Annotated in this window: 14 protein-coding genes; 8 read left to right on the plus strand and 6 right to left on the minus strand. The window is 60.1% G+C overall.

The genetic code is table 11. The features are described 5' to 3' along the window. Positions 1-8: 8 nt before the first annotated feature. Genes KGB21_RS21385 through KGB21_RS21395 form a run of 3 tightly spaced genes read right to left on the minus strand, consistent with a single transcriptional unit; the run spans position 9 to position 3,363 of the window. Entirely contained in the window at positions 9-1,772 is a 1,764-nt protein-coding gene (locus tag KGB21_RS21385; RefSeq protein WP_223506633.1) for a SulP family inorganic anion transporter, read from the minus strand. Between the two features lie 51 nt (positions 1,773-1,823). Continuing rightward, positions 1,824-2,642, minus strand: a complete 819-nt coding sequence (ppk2, locus tag KGB21_RS21390) for a polyphosphate kinase 2 (protein ID WP_223506634.1) — start codon at positions 2,640-2,642, stop codon at positions 1,824-1,826. 58 nt (positions 2,643-2,700) lie between these two features. Further along, positions 2,701-3,363 (minus strand): VIT1/CCC1 transporter family protein, encoded by a 663-nt coding sequence (locus tag KGB21_RS21395; RefSeq protein WP_223506635.1) that lies wholly within the window; start codon positions 3,361-3,363, stop codon positions 2,701-2,703. 144 nt (positions 3,364-3,507) lie between these two features. Between KGB21_RS21395 and KGB21_RS21400 the strand changes: the two genes are divergently transcribed. From KGB21_RS21400 to KGB21_RS21410, 3 genes are all read left to right on the plus strand, one after another. Then, the gene (locus KGB21_RS21400; RefSeq protein WP_223506636.1) at positions 3,508-4,782 is read left to right on the plus strand and encodes a flavohemoglobin expression-modulating QEGLA motif protein; all 1,275 of its coding nucleotides are present in this window, start codon (positions 3,508-3,510) and stop codon (positions 4,780-4,782) included. Positions 4,783-4,959: 177 nt separating this feature from the next. Further along, positions 4,960-6,672 carry an amidase gene (locus KGB21_RS21405; protein ID WP_223506637.1) on the plus strand — a complete coding sequence of 571 codons (1,713 nt, stop codon included), beginning with the start codon at positions 4,960-4,962 and terminating at the stop codon, positions 6,670-6,672. A 119-nt stretch (positions 6,673-6,791) separates the two neighbouring features. Continuing rightward, positions 6,792-7,376, plus strand: a complete 585-nt coding sequence (locus KGB21_RS21410) for a hypothetical protein (RefSeq protein ID WP_223506638.1) — start codon at positions 6,792-6,794, stop codon at positions 7,374-7,376. A 34-nt stretch (positions 7,377-7,410) separates the two neighbouring features. Here KGB21_RS21410 and KGB21_RS21415 read toward each other — a convergent pair whose 3' ends face one another. After that, on the minus strand, positions 7,411-8,736 hold the full coding sequence (locus KGB21_RS21415) for an OprD family porin (RefSeq protein WP_223506639.1): 1,326 nt from the start codon (positions 8,734-8,736) through the stop codon (positions 7,411-7,413). 346 nt (positions 8,737-9,082) lie between these two features. Here KGB21_RS21415 and KGB21_RS21420 point away from each other — a divergent pair, with 346 nt between their 5' ends. The 4 genes from KGB21_RS21420 (at position 9,083) to KGB21_RS21435 (ending at position 12,945) form a co-directional block, all read left to right on the plus strand. After that, a complete protein-coding gene (locus KGB21_RS21420) occupies positions 9,083-9,742 on the plus strand; it encodes a glutathione S-transferase family protein (protein ID WP_223506640.1) in 660 nt (219 codons plus the stop codon). Positions 9,743-9,817: 75 nt separating this feature from the next. After that, complete coding sequence (locus KGB21_RS21425) at positions 9,818-10,102, plus strand: hypothetical protein (RefSeq protein ID WP_223506641.1); 285 nt, start codon at positions 9,818-9,820, stop codon at positions 10,100-10,102. A gap of 291 nt (positions 10,103-10,393) precedes the next feature. Then, positions 10,394-11,770, plus strand: a complete 1,377-nt coding sequence (locus tag KGB21_RS21430; protein ID WP_034150559.1) for a pyridoxal-phosphate dependent enzyme — start codon at positions 10,394-10,396, stop codon at positions 11,768-11,770. Continuing rightward, positions 11,767-12,945 carry a trans-sulfuration enzyme family protein gene (locus tag KGB21_RS21435; RefSeq protein ID WP_223506642.1) on the plus strand — a complete coding sequence of 393 codons (1,179 nt, stop codon included), beginning with the start codon at positions 11,767-11,769 and terminating at the stop codon, positions 12,943-12,945. Before KGB21_RS21430 ends, KGB21_RS21435 begins: the two co-directional genes overlap by 4 nt. A 56-nt stretch (positions 12,946-13,001) precedes the next feature. Here the strand turns inward: KGB21_RS21435 and KGB21_RS21440 are convergent, their stop codons facing one another. Together KGB21_RS21440 and mqo are read right to left on the minus strand one after the other, a co-directional pair. After that, the gene (locus KGB21_RS21440; RefSeq protein WP_223506643.1) at positions 13,002-13,571 is read right to left on the minus strand and encodes a nucleotidyltransferase family protein; all 570 of its coding nucleotides are present in this window, start codon (positions 13,569-13,571) and stop codon (positions 13,002-13,004) included. Positions 13,572-14,097: 526 nt separating this feature from the next. After that, complete coding sequence (mqo, locus tag KGB21_RS21445) at positions 14,098-15,744, minus strand: malate dehydrogenase (quinone) (protein WP_223506644.1); 1,647 nt, start codon at positions 15,742-15,744, stop codon at positions 14,098-14,100. Between the two features lie 505 nt (positions 15,745-16,249). On the opposite strand from mqo, the gene ilvD reads away from it, so the two are divergent. Continuing rightward, positions 16,250-17,932, plus strand: a complete 1,683-nt coding sequence (ilvD, locus tag KGB21_RS21450; protein WP_223506645.1) for a dihydroxy-acid dehydratase — start codon at positions 16,250-16,252, stop codon at positions 17,930-17,932. Positions 17,933-17,993 lie beyond the last annotated feature (61 nt).

Genomic DNA, 17,993 nt, shown 5'->3' on the forward strand with positions numbered 1-17,993 from the left:
TACAGGCGTCATTGCACCGGATTAATCTCCAGGTAGCGGGTGACAGCGTCATCCATGGTCGGAAAAAACGCCGATTCGCCAAACCGCGCGAACAGCCCGAAGCGCTTGAGCTTGTCCTTGACCGGGTCCTTCATCTCGGCCACGCACAACTTGATACCCGCCGCGTGCAAGGTTTCGTCCAGCTCGGCCAACATATCGGCAGAAGTCACGTCGACACTGGTCACCGGTTCCGCCGCCACGACCAGCCAGCGCACGGGTGTAGGCGAAGCCGCCACGGCGTCCAGTACCCGGTCGTTGAACAACTCGGCGTTGGCAAAAAACAACGGCGCGTCCCAGCGAAACAACACCAGGCCAGGTATCAGGCTGGCATCGGGATAACGTCGGATGTCGTGATAGCCCCTGACGCCCTCGGCTTGCCCCAGCACCGCGGAATACGGCCGCCAGCCATCCCACAGAAACTCGATGACCGCGATCACAATCGCCAGGCCAATGCCCTCGATCGCCCCCAGCACGGCGACGCCAATGGTGCATGCGATGGACAACCAGAATTCCCAGCGCTGGATTCGATAAATCCGCTTCAGGTCGTCAACTTCAATCAAACCAATGGCCGACGCGATCACGACGGCGGCCAGCGCGCTGTTGGGCAAGTCCTGCAACAGGTTCGGCGCCACCATCAGCAGCAAGGCCACCGCCAGTGCGCCGACTACACCGGTCAACTGAGTCCTGGCGCCCGCCGCTTCGGCCACTGGAGTGCGTGAAGAACTGCTGCTGATTGGAAAACCCTGGAAGAACCCAGCCGCCAGATTGGCAAAACCGAGCCCCGCCATCTCCTGATTCGGGTCAACGTAGGTACGGGTCCGCGCCGCGTAAACGCGTGAGAGCACGCTGGTGTCGGCGAATGAGACCAGGGCCACGGCGCAACCACCGATGAGCACCGGGACAATGTCGTCGCGAGTGATCCACGGAATCGCGAACGCCGGCAAACCTTGTGGCAGCGAGCCGAGCACCGACACACCCGCACGCTCGGCAAGGTCCAGCACCGCCACGACAACGGTCGCACCGGCCACGGCAATCAAGATGCTCGGGATACGCTTGTAATTCTTGAGCAGCAGAATCACCGCCAGAGTGACCGCGCCAATCGTAAACGTCGCCCAGTTGGTCTTTCCATCCAGCACCGAGGTGCTGATGGACCACAGATTTCGAAACGGTCCATCGGTCTCGATGGAAAAACCGAAAAGCTTGGGCAACTGGCTGATCAACACCGTCACGGCAATGCCGTTCATGTAACCGTAGCGGATCGGTTTGGACAGCAACTCGGTAATGAAGCCCAGGCGCGCTATCCCCGCCAGGATGCACACCGCGCCCGACACGATCGCCATCATGCCGGCCAGGGCAATGGCGCGTTGCGGGTCACCGCCCGACAACGGCAGGACAACCGCAAGAATGACCGCTGCCAGCGATGAATCCGGCCCCAGCACCAGAATTCGACTGGGTCCGAACAATGCGTAAGCGAGCAGTGGAATGATGGTCGCGTAGAGCCCATAGATGCCGGGTACGCCCGATGCCACGGCGTAGGCGATACCGACAGGGACCAGCATCGTGGTGAGAACCAAACCGGCCATGATGTCGTAACGCAGCCAGGCCAGTTTGTACTCGCGCAACGCTCGAAGGCCGGGAAACCAGCGGCCCCAGCCAGTTTGCTTGTCGCTCGATTCCCGATGGGCAATCCGCCCCGGTTCCGGGACGGGAGGCGAAGAATCTGAATCGCTCATAGGACTATCGCCCGAGGTTGTATGGCCGGGGAGCTGCAACGCAATTGCCCGTCAGAATTTTTCGGGAATGCGTCTGACGGGATAGTCCGGCTCGCGATAGCCGCCTGGTTTCTGCCGCTTGGGCAAGATCACTTTTTCTCGCGGCACATCCTCATACGGAATGCGACTGAGCATATCGCTAATGATGTTCAGCCGCGCCCGGCGCTTGTCGTTCGAGTTGGCCACCAGCCATGGCGCGTACTCGGTGTCAGTCGCCTCAAACATGTCATCACGTGCGCGGGAGTAGTCATACCAACGGCTGTAGGACTTCAGATCCATCGGGGTCAGCTTCCAGATTTTGCGTCCATCCTTGATGCGTGCCTCCAGCCGACGGGTCTGCTCGTCGGAGCTGACTTCCAGCCAATACTTGAGCAGGATGACGCCCGAGTCGACGATTGCACGCTCCACATTGGGTGCGGTTTTCAGGAACCCGGCCACCTGTTCTTTAGTGCAGAACCCCATCACCCGCTCAACGCCCGCACGGTTGTACCAACTGCGATCGAAGATCACCACCTCACCTGCCGCCGGCAGATGCGGCAAATAACGCTGGACGTACATCTGGCTTTTCTCACGATCCGTCGGCGCCGGCAGCGCCACCACGCGAAAGACACGCGGGCTCACCCGCTCAGTCAGCGCCTTGATCGTCCCGCCTTTGCCAGCGCCATCGCGCCCTTCGAAAACGATGCAGATCTTGATGCCCTTGGCTTTGACCCATTCCTGCAACTTGACCAGTTCGACGTGCAGAACGCGCAGTTGCTCAAGGTAATCCTTGTTCTTCAGCTTCTGGCTTTCAGCCGCTTGACGCTTCGGGGCTTTTTTATCCTTTGCCATGACCTACACCTCACCCATACAAAACACCGAAAGTTAAACAGCGTCGGTTACTGCCCGATCATCCGCCGAGGGCGATGATTGCGACGATCAGCACAGCGCCGGTGACCGCCATTGCCAGGCCCCCAACCCAGGGTTTTGCCCCGGCATATCGCGCGAGTATCCAGCCGGCGATAAACAGCACCACTAGTCCGACCAGGTTAGACAGGCGTACGGCCAGCCCCGTCTCGTCGAGCAGCAGAAACGGCACCACCAGCGGGAATGTCGAGGCCACCACCAACAGGAAAACACCAATGGCGCCCTTGAAATCATCCCATCCGAGGTTGGGTGGAACCGGCATGACTGAATGACTGATCAAGCGCTGACGCAGCAATTCCAATTCTTCTGTGCCCGCCGCAGCCATCAGACGAGGTGGCAGCGCCTCGGCGATGAGCGCTTGCCCGGTGGCCGCGTCGGCCCCGCCGCTCAAAATGCCGAGCAACGTGCGGTTGCGCGTGCGTTCGATCAGGGTTCGCAATAAGTACATCACCGAATCGGCAAGCCCCCAGGCAAGGTTGCAACCCAAAGCAGCGATCATCATCGTGCGTTCCTCTTCCTGGCCCGATGTCGCCACGCTGATGGTGCCCGTGAAGGTCATCGCCATCAGCAGGCCGAAGATCACCTCTGTTACTCGGTCCACCGGATCAAGCACCCGGGCCCGCTTCTGTACTCCCGTTCTTTGCATGCAGTCATCCTCGCCGCGGCAGCTCAATCCACTCCAGTGTAGTGTGAAATGTTTTTTTCGCTTCCGGGCCAACAGACCTTCACCGCAACGTCGGGATAACGACTACGCTGTTGCGATTGAACCTCGTTTACCAGGGAGATTGATGTGAGCGCCGCACCCCTCTCCGAACTCGATGCTGCCCTGCCCGGCCTGGCCCGCAAGATCCGCGTGCTGGATGCGCTTGCCTGGCCGGACGGGGTCGAGGAAACGTTTTTGGCCAGTTGGCGCGCCGGGCATGCCGAGCTGCCCAAAGTCGAATTGCGCCCGCGCGATCACAGTGCTGATATCGCCGCCCTCGAAACCTTTATCAGCCGCTGCGACGAGGGCCATCCGGCCGGACTCCACCTCGCGATGACGGCACGCAGCTATGCCACCGCCGGGCACATGCTCGGCGCCATAGGTACGCCCGCCTTCACCCAATATTCGTCAGCGCTGTATCGACGCCCGGATTTCTACTACCACCGCCTGAACCTGAGCATGCTCGACGCGGCCCGGTTCTTCCTCGATACCACCGATGCCCTTTTGGGCGGTGCGCGGATTCCACCGAGTCCGGCCGATATTCCGGCCGAAGCGTTCGCAGCCTGGTTGCAGCCGGAACTGGACCGCTTCTTCGGCCCCGGCAAGATAACCGTCGTACTCGATCCAACCCTGGCCGCCAAAGCCATTGCCGGGTCGAGCCGCGTCCGTCTGCGGGCAAGTGCCCTGTTCTCGGAACTGGACAAAAACCAGTTGCTGCAACACGAAGCGTTCGTGCATGTCGCCACCGCACAAAACGGCGCACTGCAACCCAACCTGAAAAGCCTCGGCCTGGGAGCGCCGCGCACGACCCAGACTCAAGAAGGCATTGCCACTCTCGCCGAGCTGTTCACCGGCAGCATGGACATCAACCGCCTGCGGCGCCTCGCCCTGCGCGTGCTCGCTGTGCAGCAGGCGCTGGATGGCGCCGACTTCATTCAGGTATTCGAAGGTTTTCTCGCGGCGGGTCAATCGCAAGAGGAGTCCTTCCGCTCGACCCAGCGGGTGTTCCGCGGTGCTGATCTGCGCGGTGGTTCGGCGTTCACCAAGGACGCCGCCTACCTCACCGGTTTGCTGGGCGTGCACACGCTGCTGCGCATCGCGATCCGTGACAACCGACCGGAACTGGTGGGCTATCTGTTTGCCGGGCGCCTGAGCCTGGGTGACACCGTGCGCCTGGCCCCGCTGTTCGAATCCGGCTGGCTGCAGGGCCCGCACCATCTCCCGGCCTGGGCCTCCGATCTGCGCCTGCTCGCTGCAAACCTGGCCTTCTCTGCCTTTATTTCGCGGATCAAGCTGGATGTACTCGACCTGGAGGTGCTCATGGAATTCGCCGACGAGCATGAAGCCGATGCCAGTGCCTAATCGGCTGCGACTTGATGCAAAATACACCGCTAACTTTTGACCCAGACTGTCGCGTAACAGCAGTGCAACGAGAACCGATATGAACACCCATTTTCAAAGATGTGATGCCACCGTGCCCCGGATCCAGCGTGAAGAAGAGACTCGCTGCGTCGCCCATCAGCAACCGTGGGTGGCAGCATGATCGAGGTTACCGAGGTTTCCATTGCCCAGCTGCGTGCTGCGCTCGAATCCGGTCAGACCACTGCGGTTGAACTGGTCCAGGCTTATCTCGCCCGGATCGATGCCTACGACGGCGCCAATACGCCCACCGCGCTTAATGCAGTGGTGGTGCGCAACCCCGATGCGCTCAACGAAGCTCAAGCGTCCGACGCGCGTCGGGCCAAAGGCGAAACCCTTGGCCCGCTCGATGGCATTCCCTACACCGCCAAGGACAGTTATCTGGTGAAGGGGCTTACCGCCGCTTCGGGTAGCCCGGCCTTCAAGGACCTGGTTGCCTATCGCGATGCTTTCACCATCGAACGGTTGCGCGGCGCGGGTGCCATTTGCCTGGGCAAGACCAACATGCCGCCCATGGCGAATGGCGGCATGCAGCGCGGTGTCTATGGCCGTGCGGAAAGCCCTTACAACGCCGGATATCTCACCGCTCCCTTCGCTTCGGGTTCGTCGAATGGCGCCGGGACTGCCACGGCCGCCAGTTTCGCGGCATTCGGGCTTGCCGAAGAAACCTGGTCCAGCGGTCGCGGCCCGGCCTCGAACAATGGTTTATGTGCCTATACGCCTTCGCGCGGCGTGATTTCGGTGCGCGGCAACTGGCCGCTGACGCCGACGATGGACGTGGTGGTACCGTTCGCCAGAACCATGGCCGACCTGCTCGAAGTGCTCGACGTGGTGGTTGCGGAAGATCCTGACACCCGTGGCGATCTGTGGCGCCTGCAACCCTGGGTGCCGATTCCGAGTGTCGCCTCGGTGCGTCCTGCTTCTTATCTGGAGCTTGTGGCGAAGGCCGATACACTCGCGGGCAAGCGTTTCGGCGTTCCGCGCATGTACATCAACGCCGACGCCGAAGCTGGCACCAGCGATGAGCCGGGAATCGGTGGCCCGACCGGGCAGAAAATCATCACCCGTGATTCGGTGATCGGACTTTGGCAAGAAGCACGCAGGGCCCTCGAAGGCGCCGGCGCCGAAGTGATCGAGGTGGATTTCCCGCTGGTGTCCAATTGCGAAGGTGATCGCCCCGGTGCGCCGACCGTATTCAATCGCGGGATCGTGTCGAAAGAGTTCCTGCACCACGAGTTGTGGGACCTGACAGCCTGGGCGTTCGATGACTTCCTTCAGGCCAATGGCGATCCGAAGTTGAATCGTCTGGTGGATGTCGACGGCCCGCTGATTTTCCCCCACGACCCGGGAACGCTGCCCAACCGTGAAGGCGACCTTGCCGCGGGCATGGACGAATACGTGAAGATGGCCGAGCGCGGCATTACCCCTTGGGACCAGATCACCACGGTGCCTGACGGGCTGCGGGGCCTTGAAAAGACCCGGAAAATCGACCTTGAAGAGTGGATGGATCGGCTAGGGCTCGATGCCGTGCTGTTCCCGACAGTCGCCGACGTTGCGCCGGCCAATGCCGATGTCGACCCGAAATCTGCGGACATCGCCTGGAGCAATGGCGTCTGGGTCGCCAACGGCAACCTCGCCATCCGGCACTTGGGGGTTCCGACGGTCACCGTGCCGATGGGCATCATGCCGGACATCGGCATGCCTGTTGGCCTGACGTTCGCCGGTCGTGCTTATGATGATTCGGCATTGCTGCGTTTTGCCGCGGCATTTGAATCCACCGGGAGCAAGCGAATGATCCCGCCGCGCACGCCGTCGCTCATAGCGGGCAAATAGTAGAAATGGCGGGACTGGGGCACAACTCGCGCCAATCCCGCCATGCGATAAGAGACTTGATGATCAGAATGGAATGGCAGCCGTACTCACAAATCTAATAAAAACAAGGAAACCCAACCTTGAAAATAACAACGGTGTGCGCGATGGGCAGCTTGCTGGTTTCGGTAGCGGCGACTGCCAGCGGGGTCATTCCGGTTCTCGAACTCGACTTCACCAGGTCGGCGATTGAAACCCTGAAAAAACGCGGTATCGAAGATGCTTGTATCGTTGCCGCCCCAAACCCGGACCGATTCACTTACTGCCGGGAGGGGTCGACCACGCTTTGGCAGTATCAAGCGCTGGATCTGGCGCAACAGGCGAAACTCCAGAACGGCGAAAAACTACCCGAAACGGAATTCGGGCGAATCACCGTCGCGCAAGTCGACAGTGTCGCCTGTGAAGATGAACACTCCCCGCCTTTGATCGAACCGGCTATCACTCGCGGGTTGGTCCTCGGCCTGATCGCCCTGCTGTTGTTGATTGCCCTGCGATACACCTACCGGGCAATCATGCACGCCTACGAAGACCGGACTGAGCTTCCCGATCCGCGCTTGCAGCGATACGACGAAACACTGTCAGCGCGCAATTCAACGGCAAAGGCATTGTTTACGTTTGGTATCGCCGCAGCCGTGGCCTTCGTTTATTTCGGCTACCTGATGCATTGAACGAGCTCAAAGGCTGGACGGTTTCAAGCCGTGATTACAGCAGTGAAAGCGTGTAGTTGATGATGAAGCGGCTTTGATCAACATCCCGCCCCGCATCGCTGTTTGACTGGCCGTTGCGCAGGGAGAACGCCACATTCTTGAACGTACCCGCCTGAATCACGTAGTCCAGAACCATATCGCGCTCCCACTCCGACTGGTCACCGGCGTTGTGGACCTTGATGTCCGTCCCCTTCAGATAAACGATTGAAGCTTTCAAACCCGGCACGCCCAGTGGCGCAAAGTCGTAGGCGTACTGGCCAAAACTGGTTTGCTCCCCCGCACGGGCAAAGTTCTGGATCATGCGATCCGAAGGCAGATAGACACTGCCACCGCCCGCCCCTTTGTCCGGCAGGTTGCCCTGGTTGGGCTGGACGAAGTTGCTGCCATCACTGACGCGCTGATGCCCCAGTGTCACCGCGTGTCCGCCATTGGCATAGGTGATCATCGCAGCCCAGGTGCTGTTGTCGATTTCGCCGTTGTTGTCCTCGGTGTAACCCGAAACGCGATAACCCTGGGCCCGGCCTGCGGCGCTACTGTTGGCGCCGCTCGACGTGGTGCGGAAGTAGCGCAAGTCAGTCGTGATCGTACTGCCGCCGTCGATTGGCAGAATGTGGGTCAGACCGAGGAAGTTCTGGTTGTAGAAATCCTCAAGCTGCGCAAAGTAATACTGCGCCTTCATGGCCTTGGTGACCTCGTAGTCCCCCCCGGCGAAGTAAAACTTGTTGCTGTCCTGAGTGCCGCCGGCGACTGACAGGCCGGTACGGTCCGTCGAAGCGCGCCCCACCGCGTACTCGAGCAATCCACTGGTCAGGGTCAGACCTTCGATGTCTTTCGAAGTGATCTGGGTGCCGGTAAATGACTGCGGCAACACGCGGGCATCGTTCGAGATCAGGATCGGCAATTTAGGCAGCAGCGTGCCGTAGCGCAGCTCGGTTTTTGCCAGGCGCATCTTCGCGGTCGGGCCGAAGCTGCTCCACGATTCAGCCGCACCGTCACCGTCCGAAGGAATCATGCCGCTACCGACATGCCGGCCGCCACCGCTGTCCAAGGTCACGCCAAGCAACGCTTGGGCATCAAGCCCGAAACCGACAGCGCCTTGGGTAAATCCCGATTCGTAGCGCAGCACGAAACCCTGTGCGGTTTCCTCGGTTTTCGAAGGGGCCGCGCTGCCGTCGCGGTTATCGCTGTTGAAATACAAGGTCCGCATCGAGAGCGTGGCTTTACTGTCTTCCAGAAAGCCGTGTGCACCGGTGTCTGCCGCTTGTGCGCAGGTCGAGCCGGTAGCGATAAGGAATAAGGTGGGGATTGCGCGTTTGAACATACGGGGCTCCTGGAAGGTTTCTTATTGTTTTGGATGTTTCGCCGCCATTGCGCAGGCCATCGGCGCCCAACGCAGGCGCTCAACGGCCCGTGTCGAGAGGGTCACATCGAAGATTTGTGAAACTCTTAAAACATTTCGAGGGGTGATTATCAAACGAGGTGAAAGTAGTTTTCGTAGAGGGATAAGGTTTGTCGTGCAGAGGTATGGGCGCTCGCCCTATTTGAAAATCGCGTGGGTGGTTTTTCATCACGCTGGCGCTGTTCGTCGCCAGTCGGGCGCCATCATGGGCGCGATTTCCAGTGATGACCGATACTGCATCGGTTGCCCTGTTTGCAGGAGTTTGAAGATGCCACTGACTCTCTATTACCACCCGCTTTCGTCGTTCTGCCACAAGGTGCTTGTCGCGCTCTACGAACACGGGATCGAATTTGAAAGGCGAATCATCGACCTCTCCAACGAGGCGGACAGAGCGGAACTTCAGGCGCTCTGGCCATTGTGCAAATTCCCGGTCATCCGCGACCACGCCCGCGAGCGCAACGTGGCGGAGTCGAGTGTCATCATTGAGTATCTGGATCGATTTGCTGGCCAGCACCTTTTGGTTCCCACCGATGGGGATAGCGCGCTGGAGGTGCGTTTGTGGGATCGATTCTTCGATCTGCACGTCCAGGTGCCGATGCAACAGATCGTTGCCGATCGTCTGTATGCCACCCACGGTGACCTGACGAAAGAACGCACGGCGCTGACGACCGCGTACGGCATGTTGGAACGCCAATTGGCGGGCCGAACCTGGGTAGCCAGCGAGGACTTCAGCATGGCCGATTGCGCCGCTGCCCCGGCCTTGTTTTATGCCAGCACATTGGTGCCGTTTCCCGAGTCGTGCGGGGGCTTGAGCAGCTATTTCGAGCGGCTGACGAACCGTCCCTCCTTCCAGCGGGTCCTCGACGAAGCCCGGCCCTACTTTGCCCTTTACCCGTTCGCCGAGGCGATCCCACAGCGATTCCGCTAACCGCCGATGGTCTGTTGGCCCGTGCCTTGCTTTGGCTGTTTATAAGCAATGGCGCAATCGGCAGCGGAGGTGGTCATGGCGGGACAGGCGATGGTGGCAGTGTTCATCACTGCGTTTGTGGCAGTCGCGATCATCATGGCGGCGGTATCCGTAGCGGCAGCGGTAGCCTTGCTCACGGCATCAACGTTCGCGGTGATCGGTGTCGTAGAGAAGGTCGTACCGGAGATCGAGCTGCTGGCCGCGCTGGCGCTCGCGCCTAGCCAGGCCATGATCATGGCGGCCATGCAATTGGGCAGTCTGGCGACGATCACGGAGCTTATGCAGAACGTCAACCTGGCCATGATTACGGCAACCTTATAGCCGGCGAATCATGAAGCTATGGATGGCTTTTAAAGTGTTTTCACAGCTCACACGTCCCACCAAGATTTCAATATCCCGTCAATTTACTCCCCCAAATTGCCAACCAAACAAAGGGTAATCCCCCAAAGTCGGGGGTGCTTTTGCGGTGGGCGACTATGCTACCGGTGAGCCGCGACCGATTGCGGGGGAGGCAATCCGGGCCTATGGTCCCAAGCAGAATTTGCCGCAAATGGCGCGATGACCCGCCGCTGGTTTCTGTCTTTCCAGTGGATTTCCACAGGAGGTGATGACATGCCAAACGACTCCCGCCCTGCCGTACTCGAACTGATTGGCAACACGCCACTGGTGCGTGTCAGCCGCTTCGATACCGGCCCGTGCACACTGTTTCTCAAGCTTGAATCGCAAAACCCCGGCGGCTCGATCAAGGACCGCATCGGGCTGGCGATGATTGACGCCGCCGAGCGCGATGGTCGCCTCAAACCCGGTGGCACCATCGTCGAAGCGACTGCCGGCAATACCGGTCTTGGCCTGGCGCTGGTCGGCCGCGCCAAGGGTTATCGGGTGGTATTGGTGGTGCCGGACAAGATGTCCACCGAGAAGGTCTTGCACCTCAAGGCCATGGGCGCCGAAGTGCACATCACCCGCTCCGATGTCGGCAAGGGCCATCACGACTACTACCAGGATGTGGCGGCGCGGCTGGCAGAGGAAATTCCTGACGCCTTCTTCGCCGATCAATTCAACAACCCGGCCAACCCGCTGGCCCACGAGTGCAGCACCGCACCGGAGATTTGGGCGCAAACCCAGCATGATTTGGATGCCATCGTCGTGGGCGTCGGCTCCGCGGGTACGCTGACCGGGTTGACCCGTTTCTTCAAACGGGTGCAGCCCAACCTGACGATGGTGCTGGCCGACCCGGTGGGTTCGGTGATGGCCGAGTACAGCCGCAGCGGCACCCTCGGCACGCCCGGTTCCTGGGCAGTGGAAGGCATTGGCGAGGACTTCATTCCATCGATTGCCGACCTCTCCAGCGTGGGCCACGCCTATTCGATCAGCGACGAAGAAAGCTTCGATCATGCCCGCCAATTACTGCGCGCCGAAGGCATTCTCGGCGGCTCTTCGACCGGTACCCTGTTGGCCGCGGCGCTGCGCTATTGCCGCGAGCAGACCGAGCCCAAACGTGTGGTCAGCTTCGTCTGCGACACCGGCACCCGTTACCTGTCGAAGGTCTACAACGACCAATGGATGAATGATCAGGGCCTGCTGCAAATCAAGCGCTACGGCGATCTTCGCGACCTGATCGCGCGACGCTTCGAAGATGGCCGGGTGATCAGCGCAGGCCCGGACGACACCCTGCTCACCGCGTTCCAGCGCATGCGCCTGGCGGATGTATCGCAATTGCCGGTGCTGGTGGACGGCAAGCGCCTGATCGGCGTCATCGACGAGTCCGATATTTTGCTGCGCGTACATCAGGACGCTTCGCATTTTCGGCAGACGGTGGCCAGTGCGATGACCGACAAACTGCAAACCCTGCCACCTGACGCCAGCCTGGCCGAACTGCAAGCCGAGCTCGATCGCGGGCTGGTGGCGATCATCGCTGACGCCTCGGGCTTCCACGGCCTGATTACCCGGGTCGACATGCTCAATCATCTACGGAGATCCCTTGCATGAGTCAGCACGACAAAAACGCCGAGCCGCGCGGTTTCGCCACTCGCGTGATCCACGCCGGCCAGACGCCAGACCCCACCACCGGGGCGCTGATGCCGCCGATCTATGCCAACTCCACGTATTTGCAGCAGAGCCCCGGCGTGCACAAAGGTTTTGACTACGGGCGCTCGCACAACCCGACACGCTTTGCGCTGGAGCGTTGTGTGGCGGACCTCGAGGGCGGGACCCAGGGCTTCGCCTTTGCCTCCGGGCTGGCGACGATCTCCACCGTGCTCGAATTACTCGATGCGGGTTCGCACATCGTCTCCGGCAATGATCTATACGGCGGCACGTTCCGTCTGTTCGACAAAGTGCGGCAACGCAGTGCCGGGCATCGCTTCAGCTTTGTCGACCTGACCGACCTGGCGGCCTTCGAAGCAGCGCTTCAAGTCGACACGCGCATGGTGATGGTGGAGACGCCGAGCAACCCCTTGCTGAGCCTCACGGACCTCGCCGCCATCGCCCGCATCTGCCGTTCACGCGGCATCATCTGCGTGGCCGACAACACCTTCGCCAGCCCCTATATTCAGCGCCCACTGGAGCTGGGCTTCGACATCGTGCTGCACTCGACGACCAAATACCTGAACGGCCACTCCGACGTGATCGGCGGCATCGCCGTGGTCGGACAAAACGCGGAACTGGCCGAGCGCCTGGGTTTCCTGCAAAACGCCGTGGGCGCCATCGCCGGGCCATTCGACGCCTTTCTCACCCTGCGCGGGGTGAAGACCCTGGCGCTGCGCATGGAGCGACACTGCAGCAACGCGCTGGACCTGGCGCAATGGCTGGAGCGTCAGCCGCAAGTGGCGCATGTCTATTATCCGGGCCTGCCTTCGCACCCGCAGCACCAACTGGCGCGGCAGCAAATGCGCGGATTCGGCGGGATGATTTCCGTCGATCTGAACACTGATCTGGCGGGCTCCCGGCGTTTCCTCGAAAACGTGAAAATCTTCGCCTTGGCCGAAAGCCTCGGCGGCGTCGAAAGCCTGATCGAGCATCCGGCGATCATGACCCACGCCACCATCCCCGTAGAAACCCGCGCACAACTGGGCATCGGCGATGCGCTGGTGCGTTTGTCGGTGGGGGTCGAGGACGTCGAAGACCTGCGGGCGGATCTGGCCCAGGCGCTGGCGCGGATTTAGGGATGGAGAGAAAAGTGGCCCGGTATGAGGGGCCACTTTTGCTTTAACGGGTTTGGTTATGAAACCGCGGGATCGACGATCCTGAGCCACGGCCATCGCGCCTGATAACTCTTCGCCTTCTGTTCGAACAAATCTGGCTTGGGATTTTTCGGGTTGATGCGCAAGAGCCCGAGTTCTGTGTCGCCCAGTCCATTGGGGGCATAGACGTCGCCGGTGACGATATCCAGCCCCATACACGTACCCGCAATCAGGTAGCGATCAATCCCGTCCCTGGCCGACTGTAGCTGAGGATAGACACCGCCGAACCGCTGGCCGTACCACAGGTGTACGCGCGCCTGGTTCTTGATCTCGACGTTAACATCGAGGTCCTTGAACAAACGCTGGGCTCTCTGGATGACCTCATTCTCAGCCTCCCAGGACAGATCTTCATCGAAGTAAAAAACGTCGTAATCCTTCACGCCCCACGCGGGTGGCAAGTTCGACTGATGATTCCACACGGCCTGAAACAGGCACCCGGCGGTGAGTAAACATTGATTCAAACCCAGTGATGGCAAGCGTTTGGCGACCTCCGCATTTACCGGGTTGGTCATTGAGATGCTAACGAGGTCTTCGACGGTCAATGTCATGTTCGTCCCTTTGTAATCGATCTGATCCAAAGGACTGACAATACCTCAGGTCGGCGAAATGGTCGCAAGCACCCCGATCAAAATAGTCAGCACCAGAAAGCCACCCAGAAAAATCGCCATCTTGCCCATAAGGCCTCCTACAGTTTGAAGGTGCGGTGCAAGCGCTGTTGCGACTGCGGACCGTGCCGAGATTGTGAGGCTCAGGCTGTGTGCGTTACAGATGCAGAAGGCGTTGGAAAATACGGATCAGATGAAAACTGGCCACGAAAAAGGTTCTGGAAACTTGCAACACCTGTAGGAGCCGGCTTGCTGGCGATGGATTCAAGTGCGCCGAGTGAATCCAGACCGCACGCGTTATCGTTAACGACCATCGCCAGCAAGCCGGCTCCTACAGGTGTGGCGTTATCTGTGATTGCCGGGATAAACGGACCAAAAAAAGCCCGCTGACCGTTACCGGTTCAGCGGGCGTTTTTTATTGCGGATCAGCTAATCCTGATGCCCCAGCCTTACAGGTGGGGCAGCCAGATTAAAGAGCCATATCAGCCGCGGCGTTCTCTTTCACTGCCTTCGGTTTCTCGGCCGGAGCAGCAGCCGGAGCCACCATCTCGCCAATCACCGGCGGCGGAGTCAGTTCCAGCACCTTGGCGGTGTAGGCCCATTCTTCAGCGACCTTCGCCGGATCGTTGTTCAACTGAGTGCCATAGCTCGGCACGATCTGGTGCAGCTTCTCCTGCCACGCAGGGGTCGCGACCTTGTCCTTGAACACTTTCTGCAGCACGGTCAACATGATCGGTGCAGCGGTCGACGCGCCTGGCGATGCGCCCAGCAGACCGGCGATGCTGCCGTCTTGCGAAGCGACGATTTCGGTGCCCAGTTTCAGCACGCCACCGGCAGCTTCATCACGCTTGATGATCTGCACACGCTGGCCTGCTTGCCACAGGCGCCAGTCTTCTGCTTTGGCGTTCGGGAAGTACTCTTTCAGCGCGTTGAGGCGGTCTTCGTCAGACAGCATCAGTTGGCCGGCAAGGTACTCGACCAGCGGATATTCCTTGATGCCAACCTTGGTCATCGGCCACACGTTGTGCGTGGTGGTGGTGGTCAGCAGGTCCAGGTACGAACCTTCTTTCAGGAACTTGGTGCTGAAGGTCGCGAATGGGCCAAACAGGATCACGCGCTTGCCGTCCAGCACGCGGGTGTCCAGGTGCGGAACCGACATCGGCGGTGCGCCCACCGAAGCTTTACCGTAGGCCTTGGCCAGGTGCTGCTCGGCGATGGTCGGGTTCTCGGTCACGAGGAACGAGCCGCCTACCGGGAAGCCTGCATATTCCTTGGCTTCAGGAATGCCGGACTTTTGCAGCAAGTGCAGTGCACCGCCGCCAGCGCCGATGAACACAAACTTGGCGTCGGTTTCGGATTTGCTGCCGTCTTTCAGGTTTTTGTAGCTGACACGCCAGCTGCCGTCTGCGTTCTTGGTGATGTCCTGCACTTCGCTGGACAGCTTCAAGTCGAATTTCGGCGTGGTTTGCAGGTGCGCAACGAACTGGCGAGTGATCACGCCGAAGTTCACGTCGGTGCCGATCGGCGACCAGGTGGCCGCGATTTTCTGGTTCGGGTCACGCCCTTCCATCATCAGCGGAACCCACTTCTTGATCACAGCCGGGTCTTCGGAGTACTGCATGCCGGCGAACAGCGGGCTCGCTTGCAGGGCTTCGTAGCGCTTTTTCAGGAACTTGATGTTGTCATCGCCCCACACAAAGCTCATGTGCGGCGTGGAGTTGATGAACGAACGCGGGTTCTTCAGCACGCCTTGCTGAACCTGCCAGGCCCAGAACTGACGGGAGATCTGGAAAGCTTCGTTGATTTCAACGGCTTTCGGGATCGACACGTTGCCCTTGTCGTCTTCCGGGGTGTAGTTCAACTCGGCCAGGGCAGAGTGACCGGTACCGGCGTTGTTCCAGCCGTTGGAGCTTTCCAGGGCGACGCCGTCGAGGCGCTCGATCATTTCCATCGAGGTGCCGGGTTCCAGCTCATTGAGCCAGACGCCGAGGGTCGCGCTCATGATGCCGCCGCCGATCAACAGCACGTCGACTTTCTTGGCTTCTTCGGCCTGGGCTGTCGTCATCCCCAACGACAAGGCCAGCCCCAGCAGGGCCGTGTTCACTTTCTTAAACATCTGTAGCACCTATGATAAAACGCCATCCGCCCTTCCATCTTCACTCACGAGCCCTTGTTTCCCGGCATTCAGGCAGGCTGCCGTGGGTTCTCGCACATGACATCTGGAGGGTGGGCACGCAAGGCCGACTGACTGCGTCGACCCCAGTTATATGTCCCTACTGAACTGACTTTTTATCTTTTTTGGCTTCAGCTACTGGAGCGACAGTGATTCTGTTCACCCGTCTCAAGGACAGGAAAACTGAATAGGTCAAACCAAGTTGGGGCGAAGAATATCACGACATGGCAAACCCGCGCGTCTGTTCACGACTGGCTGGTCCGGATGCGCGTCGGTCACCCGATCCGCAATTCACGCTCGAACCTGTAGGAGCCGGCTTGCTGGCGATGGTGTTTTCAATGGCGATGCAACGTTAAAGTCCGCATTCGCCAGCAATCCGGCTCCTACAGGTTATCGCGGACGCCCGACTATACTCAGAGGTCTTCAATTGAGTCTGTGAGGAGTAGTCATGAGCGATAAAGACGATCTGCGCAAATATTCCTCCCAAGTGATCGACGGCGTCGAGGCCGCGCCCGCCCGCGCCATGCTGCGTGCCGTGGGCTTTACCGACGAAGACTTCAAGAAACCGCAGATCGGCATCGCCTCCACCTGGGCGATGGTCACGCCTTGCAACATGCACATCGACAAACTCGCGATTGAAGCTGAAAAAGGTGCCAATGCTGCCGGTGCCAAAGGGGTAATTTTCAACACCATCACCATTTCCGACGGCATCGCCAATGGCACCGAAGGCATGAAGTATTCGCTGGTGTCCCGCGAGGTGATCGCCGATTCCATTGAAGTGGTGGTCGGGTGCGAAGGCTTTGACGGGTTGGTGACCGTGGGCGGTTGTGACAAGAACATGCCGGGGTGTCTGATCGGCATGGCGCGGCTCAATCGTCCTTCTATCTTCGTCTATGGCGGCACCATTCGCCCCGGCGCCGGCCACACCGACATCATTTCCGTGTTCGAGGCCGTCGGCCAGCATGCACGCGGGGACATCAGCGAAATCCAGGTCAAGCAGATCGAGAAAGTGGCGATTCCCGGCCCCGGCTCCTGTGGCGGCATGTACACCGCCAACACCATGGCTTCGGCCATCGAGGCGTTGGGCATGAGCCTGCCCGGTTCGAGTTCCCAGGACGCTGTCGGCGGGGACAAGGCTTCGGACAGTTTCCGCGCCGGGCAGCAGGTCATGGAGCTGCTCAAGCTCGACCTCAAACCGCGCGACATCATGACTCGCAAGGCTTTCGAAAACGCCATCCGCGTAGTGATCGCCCTCGCCGGCTCGACCAACGCGGTGCTGCATTTGTTGGCGATGGCCAATGCGGTGGACGTTGATCTGACCCTCGATGATTTCGTCGAGTTGGGCAAGATCTCTCCAGTGGTGGCCGACCTGCGCCCCAGCGGCAAATACATGATGAGCGAACTGGTGGCTATCGGCGGCATCCAGCCCTTGATGAAGCGCATGCTCGCGGCCGGCATGCTGCATGGCGATGTGCTGACTGTCACCGGCAAGACCCTGGCGGAAAACCTCGAAAACGTACCCGATTACCCTGCGGGTCAAGACGTGATCCTGCCCTTCGACCGGCCGATCAAAAAGGACTCGCACCTGGTGATCCTGCGCGGCAACCTCTCTCCCACCGGTGCCGTGGCGAAGATCACCGGCAAGGAGGGCCTGCGCTTCGAAGGTACGGCGCGGGTCTATCACGGTGAAGAAGGCGCATTGGCCGGCATCCTCAACGGCGAGGTCAAACCCGGCGAAGTGATCGTGATTCGCTATGAAGGCCCCAAAGGCGGGCCGGGCATGCGCGAGATGCTTTCGCCGACCTCGGCTGTGATGGGTAAAGGCTTGGGCAAGGATGTGGCGCTGATCACCGATGGGCGTTTTTCCGGTGGTTCCCACGGTTTCGTGGTCGGGCACATTACGCCGGAGGCCTTCGAGGGTGGGCCGATTGCGTTGATCGAGAATGGCGACAAAATCACCATCGACGCCGAAACCCGGCAGATTACCGTGGACGTTTCCGATGCCGAACTGGCCGAGCGTAAAACGCGTTGGGTGAGGCCGGAATCGAAGTACAAGCGCGGGGTGTTGGCCAAGTATGCGAAGACGGTGTCCAGTGCTTCGGAGGGGGCTGTGACCGACAAGTACCTTTAATCACACGACCTGTAGGAGCCGGCTTGCTGGCGATCCAGGCGATGCGGTGTATCAGGTACAC

It is taken from the genome of Pseudomonas sp. GL-RE-29 (genome assembly GCF_019947275.1).
Lineage (GTDB): Bacteria > Pseudomonadota > Gammaproteobacteria > Pseudomonadales > Pseudomonadaceae > Aquipseudomonas > Aquipseudomonas fluorescens_A.

What these genes read in the sequence shown, in the direction of transcription:
- KGB21_RS21385 (WP_223506633.1), bottom strand. Translation starts at nt 1,772, where the DNA reads ATGAGCGATTCAGATTCTTCGCCTCCCGTCCCGGAACCGGGGCGGATT.
- ppk2 (WP_223506634.1), bottom strand. Translation starts at nt 2,642, where the DNA reads ATGGCAAAGGATAAAAAAGCCCCGAAGCGTCAAGCGGCTGAAAGCCAG.
- KGB21_RS21395 (WP_223506635.1), bottom strand. Translation starts at nt 3,363, where the DNA reads ATGCAAAGAACGGGAGTACAGAAGCGGGCCCGGGTGCTTGATCCGGTG.
- KGB21_RS21405 (WP_223506637.1), top strand. Translation starts at nt 4,960, where the DNA reads ATGATCGAGGTTACCGAGGTTTCCATTGCCCAGCTGCGTGCTGCGCTC.
- KGB21_RS21415 (WP_223506639.1), bottom strand. Translation starts at nt 8,736, where the DNA reads ATGTTCAAACGCGCAATCCCCACCTTATTCCTTATCGCTACCGGCTCG.
- KGB21_RS21420 (WP_223506640.1), top strand. Translation starts at nt 9,083, where the DNA reads ATGCCACTGACTCTCTATTACCACCCGCTTTCGTCGTTCTGCCACAAG.
- KGB21_RS21425 (WP_223506641.1), top strand. Translation starts at nt 9,818, where the DNA reads ATGGCGGGACAGGCGATGGTGGCAGTGTTCATCACTGCGTTTGTGGCA.
- KGB21_RS21430 (WP_034150559.1), top strand. Translation starts at nt 10,394, where the DNA reads ATGCCAAACGACTCCCGCCCTGCCGTACTCGAACTGATTGGCAACACG.
- KGB21_RS21435 (WP_223506642.1), top strand. Translation starts at nt 11,767, where the DNA reads ATGAGTCAGCACGACAAAAACGCCGAGCCGCGCGGTTTCGCCACTCGC.
- KGB21_RS21440 (WP_223506643.1), bottom strand. Translation starts at nt 13,571, where the DNA reads ATGACATTGACCGTCGAAGACCTCGTTAGCATCTCAATGACCAACCCG.
- mqo (WP_223506644.1), bottom strand. Translation starts at nt 15,744, where the DNA reads ATGTTTAAGAAAGTGAACACGGCCCTGCTGGGGCTGGCCTTGTCGTTG.
- ilvD (WP_223506645.1), top strand. Translation starts at nt 16,250, where the DNA reads ATGAGCGATAAAGACGATCTGCGCAAATATTCCTCCCAAGTGATCGAC.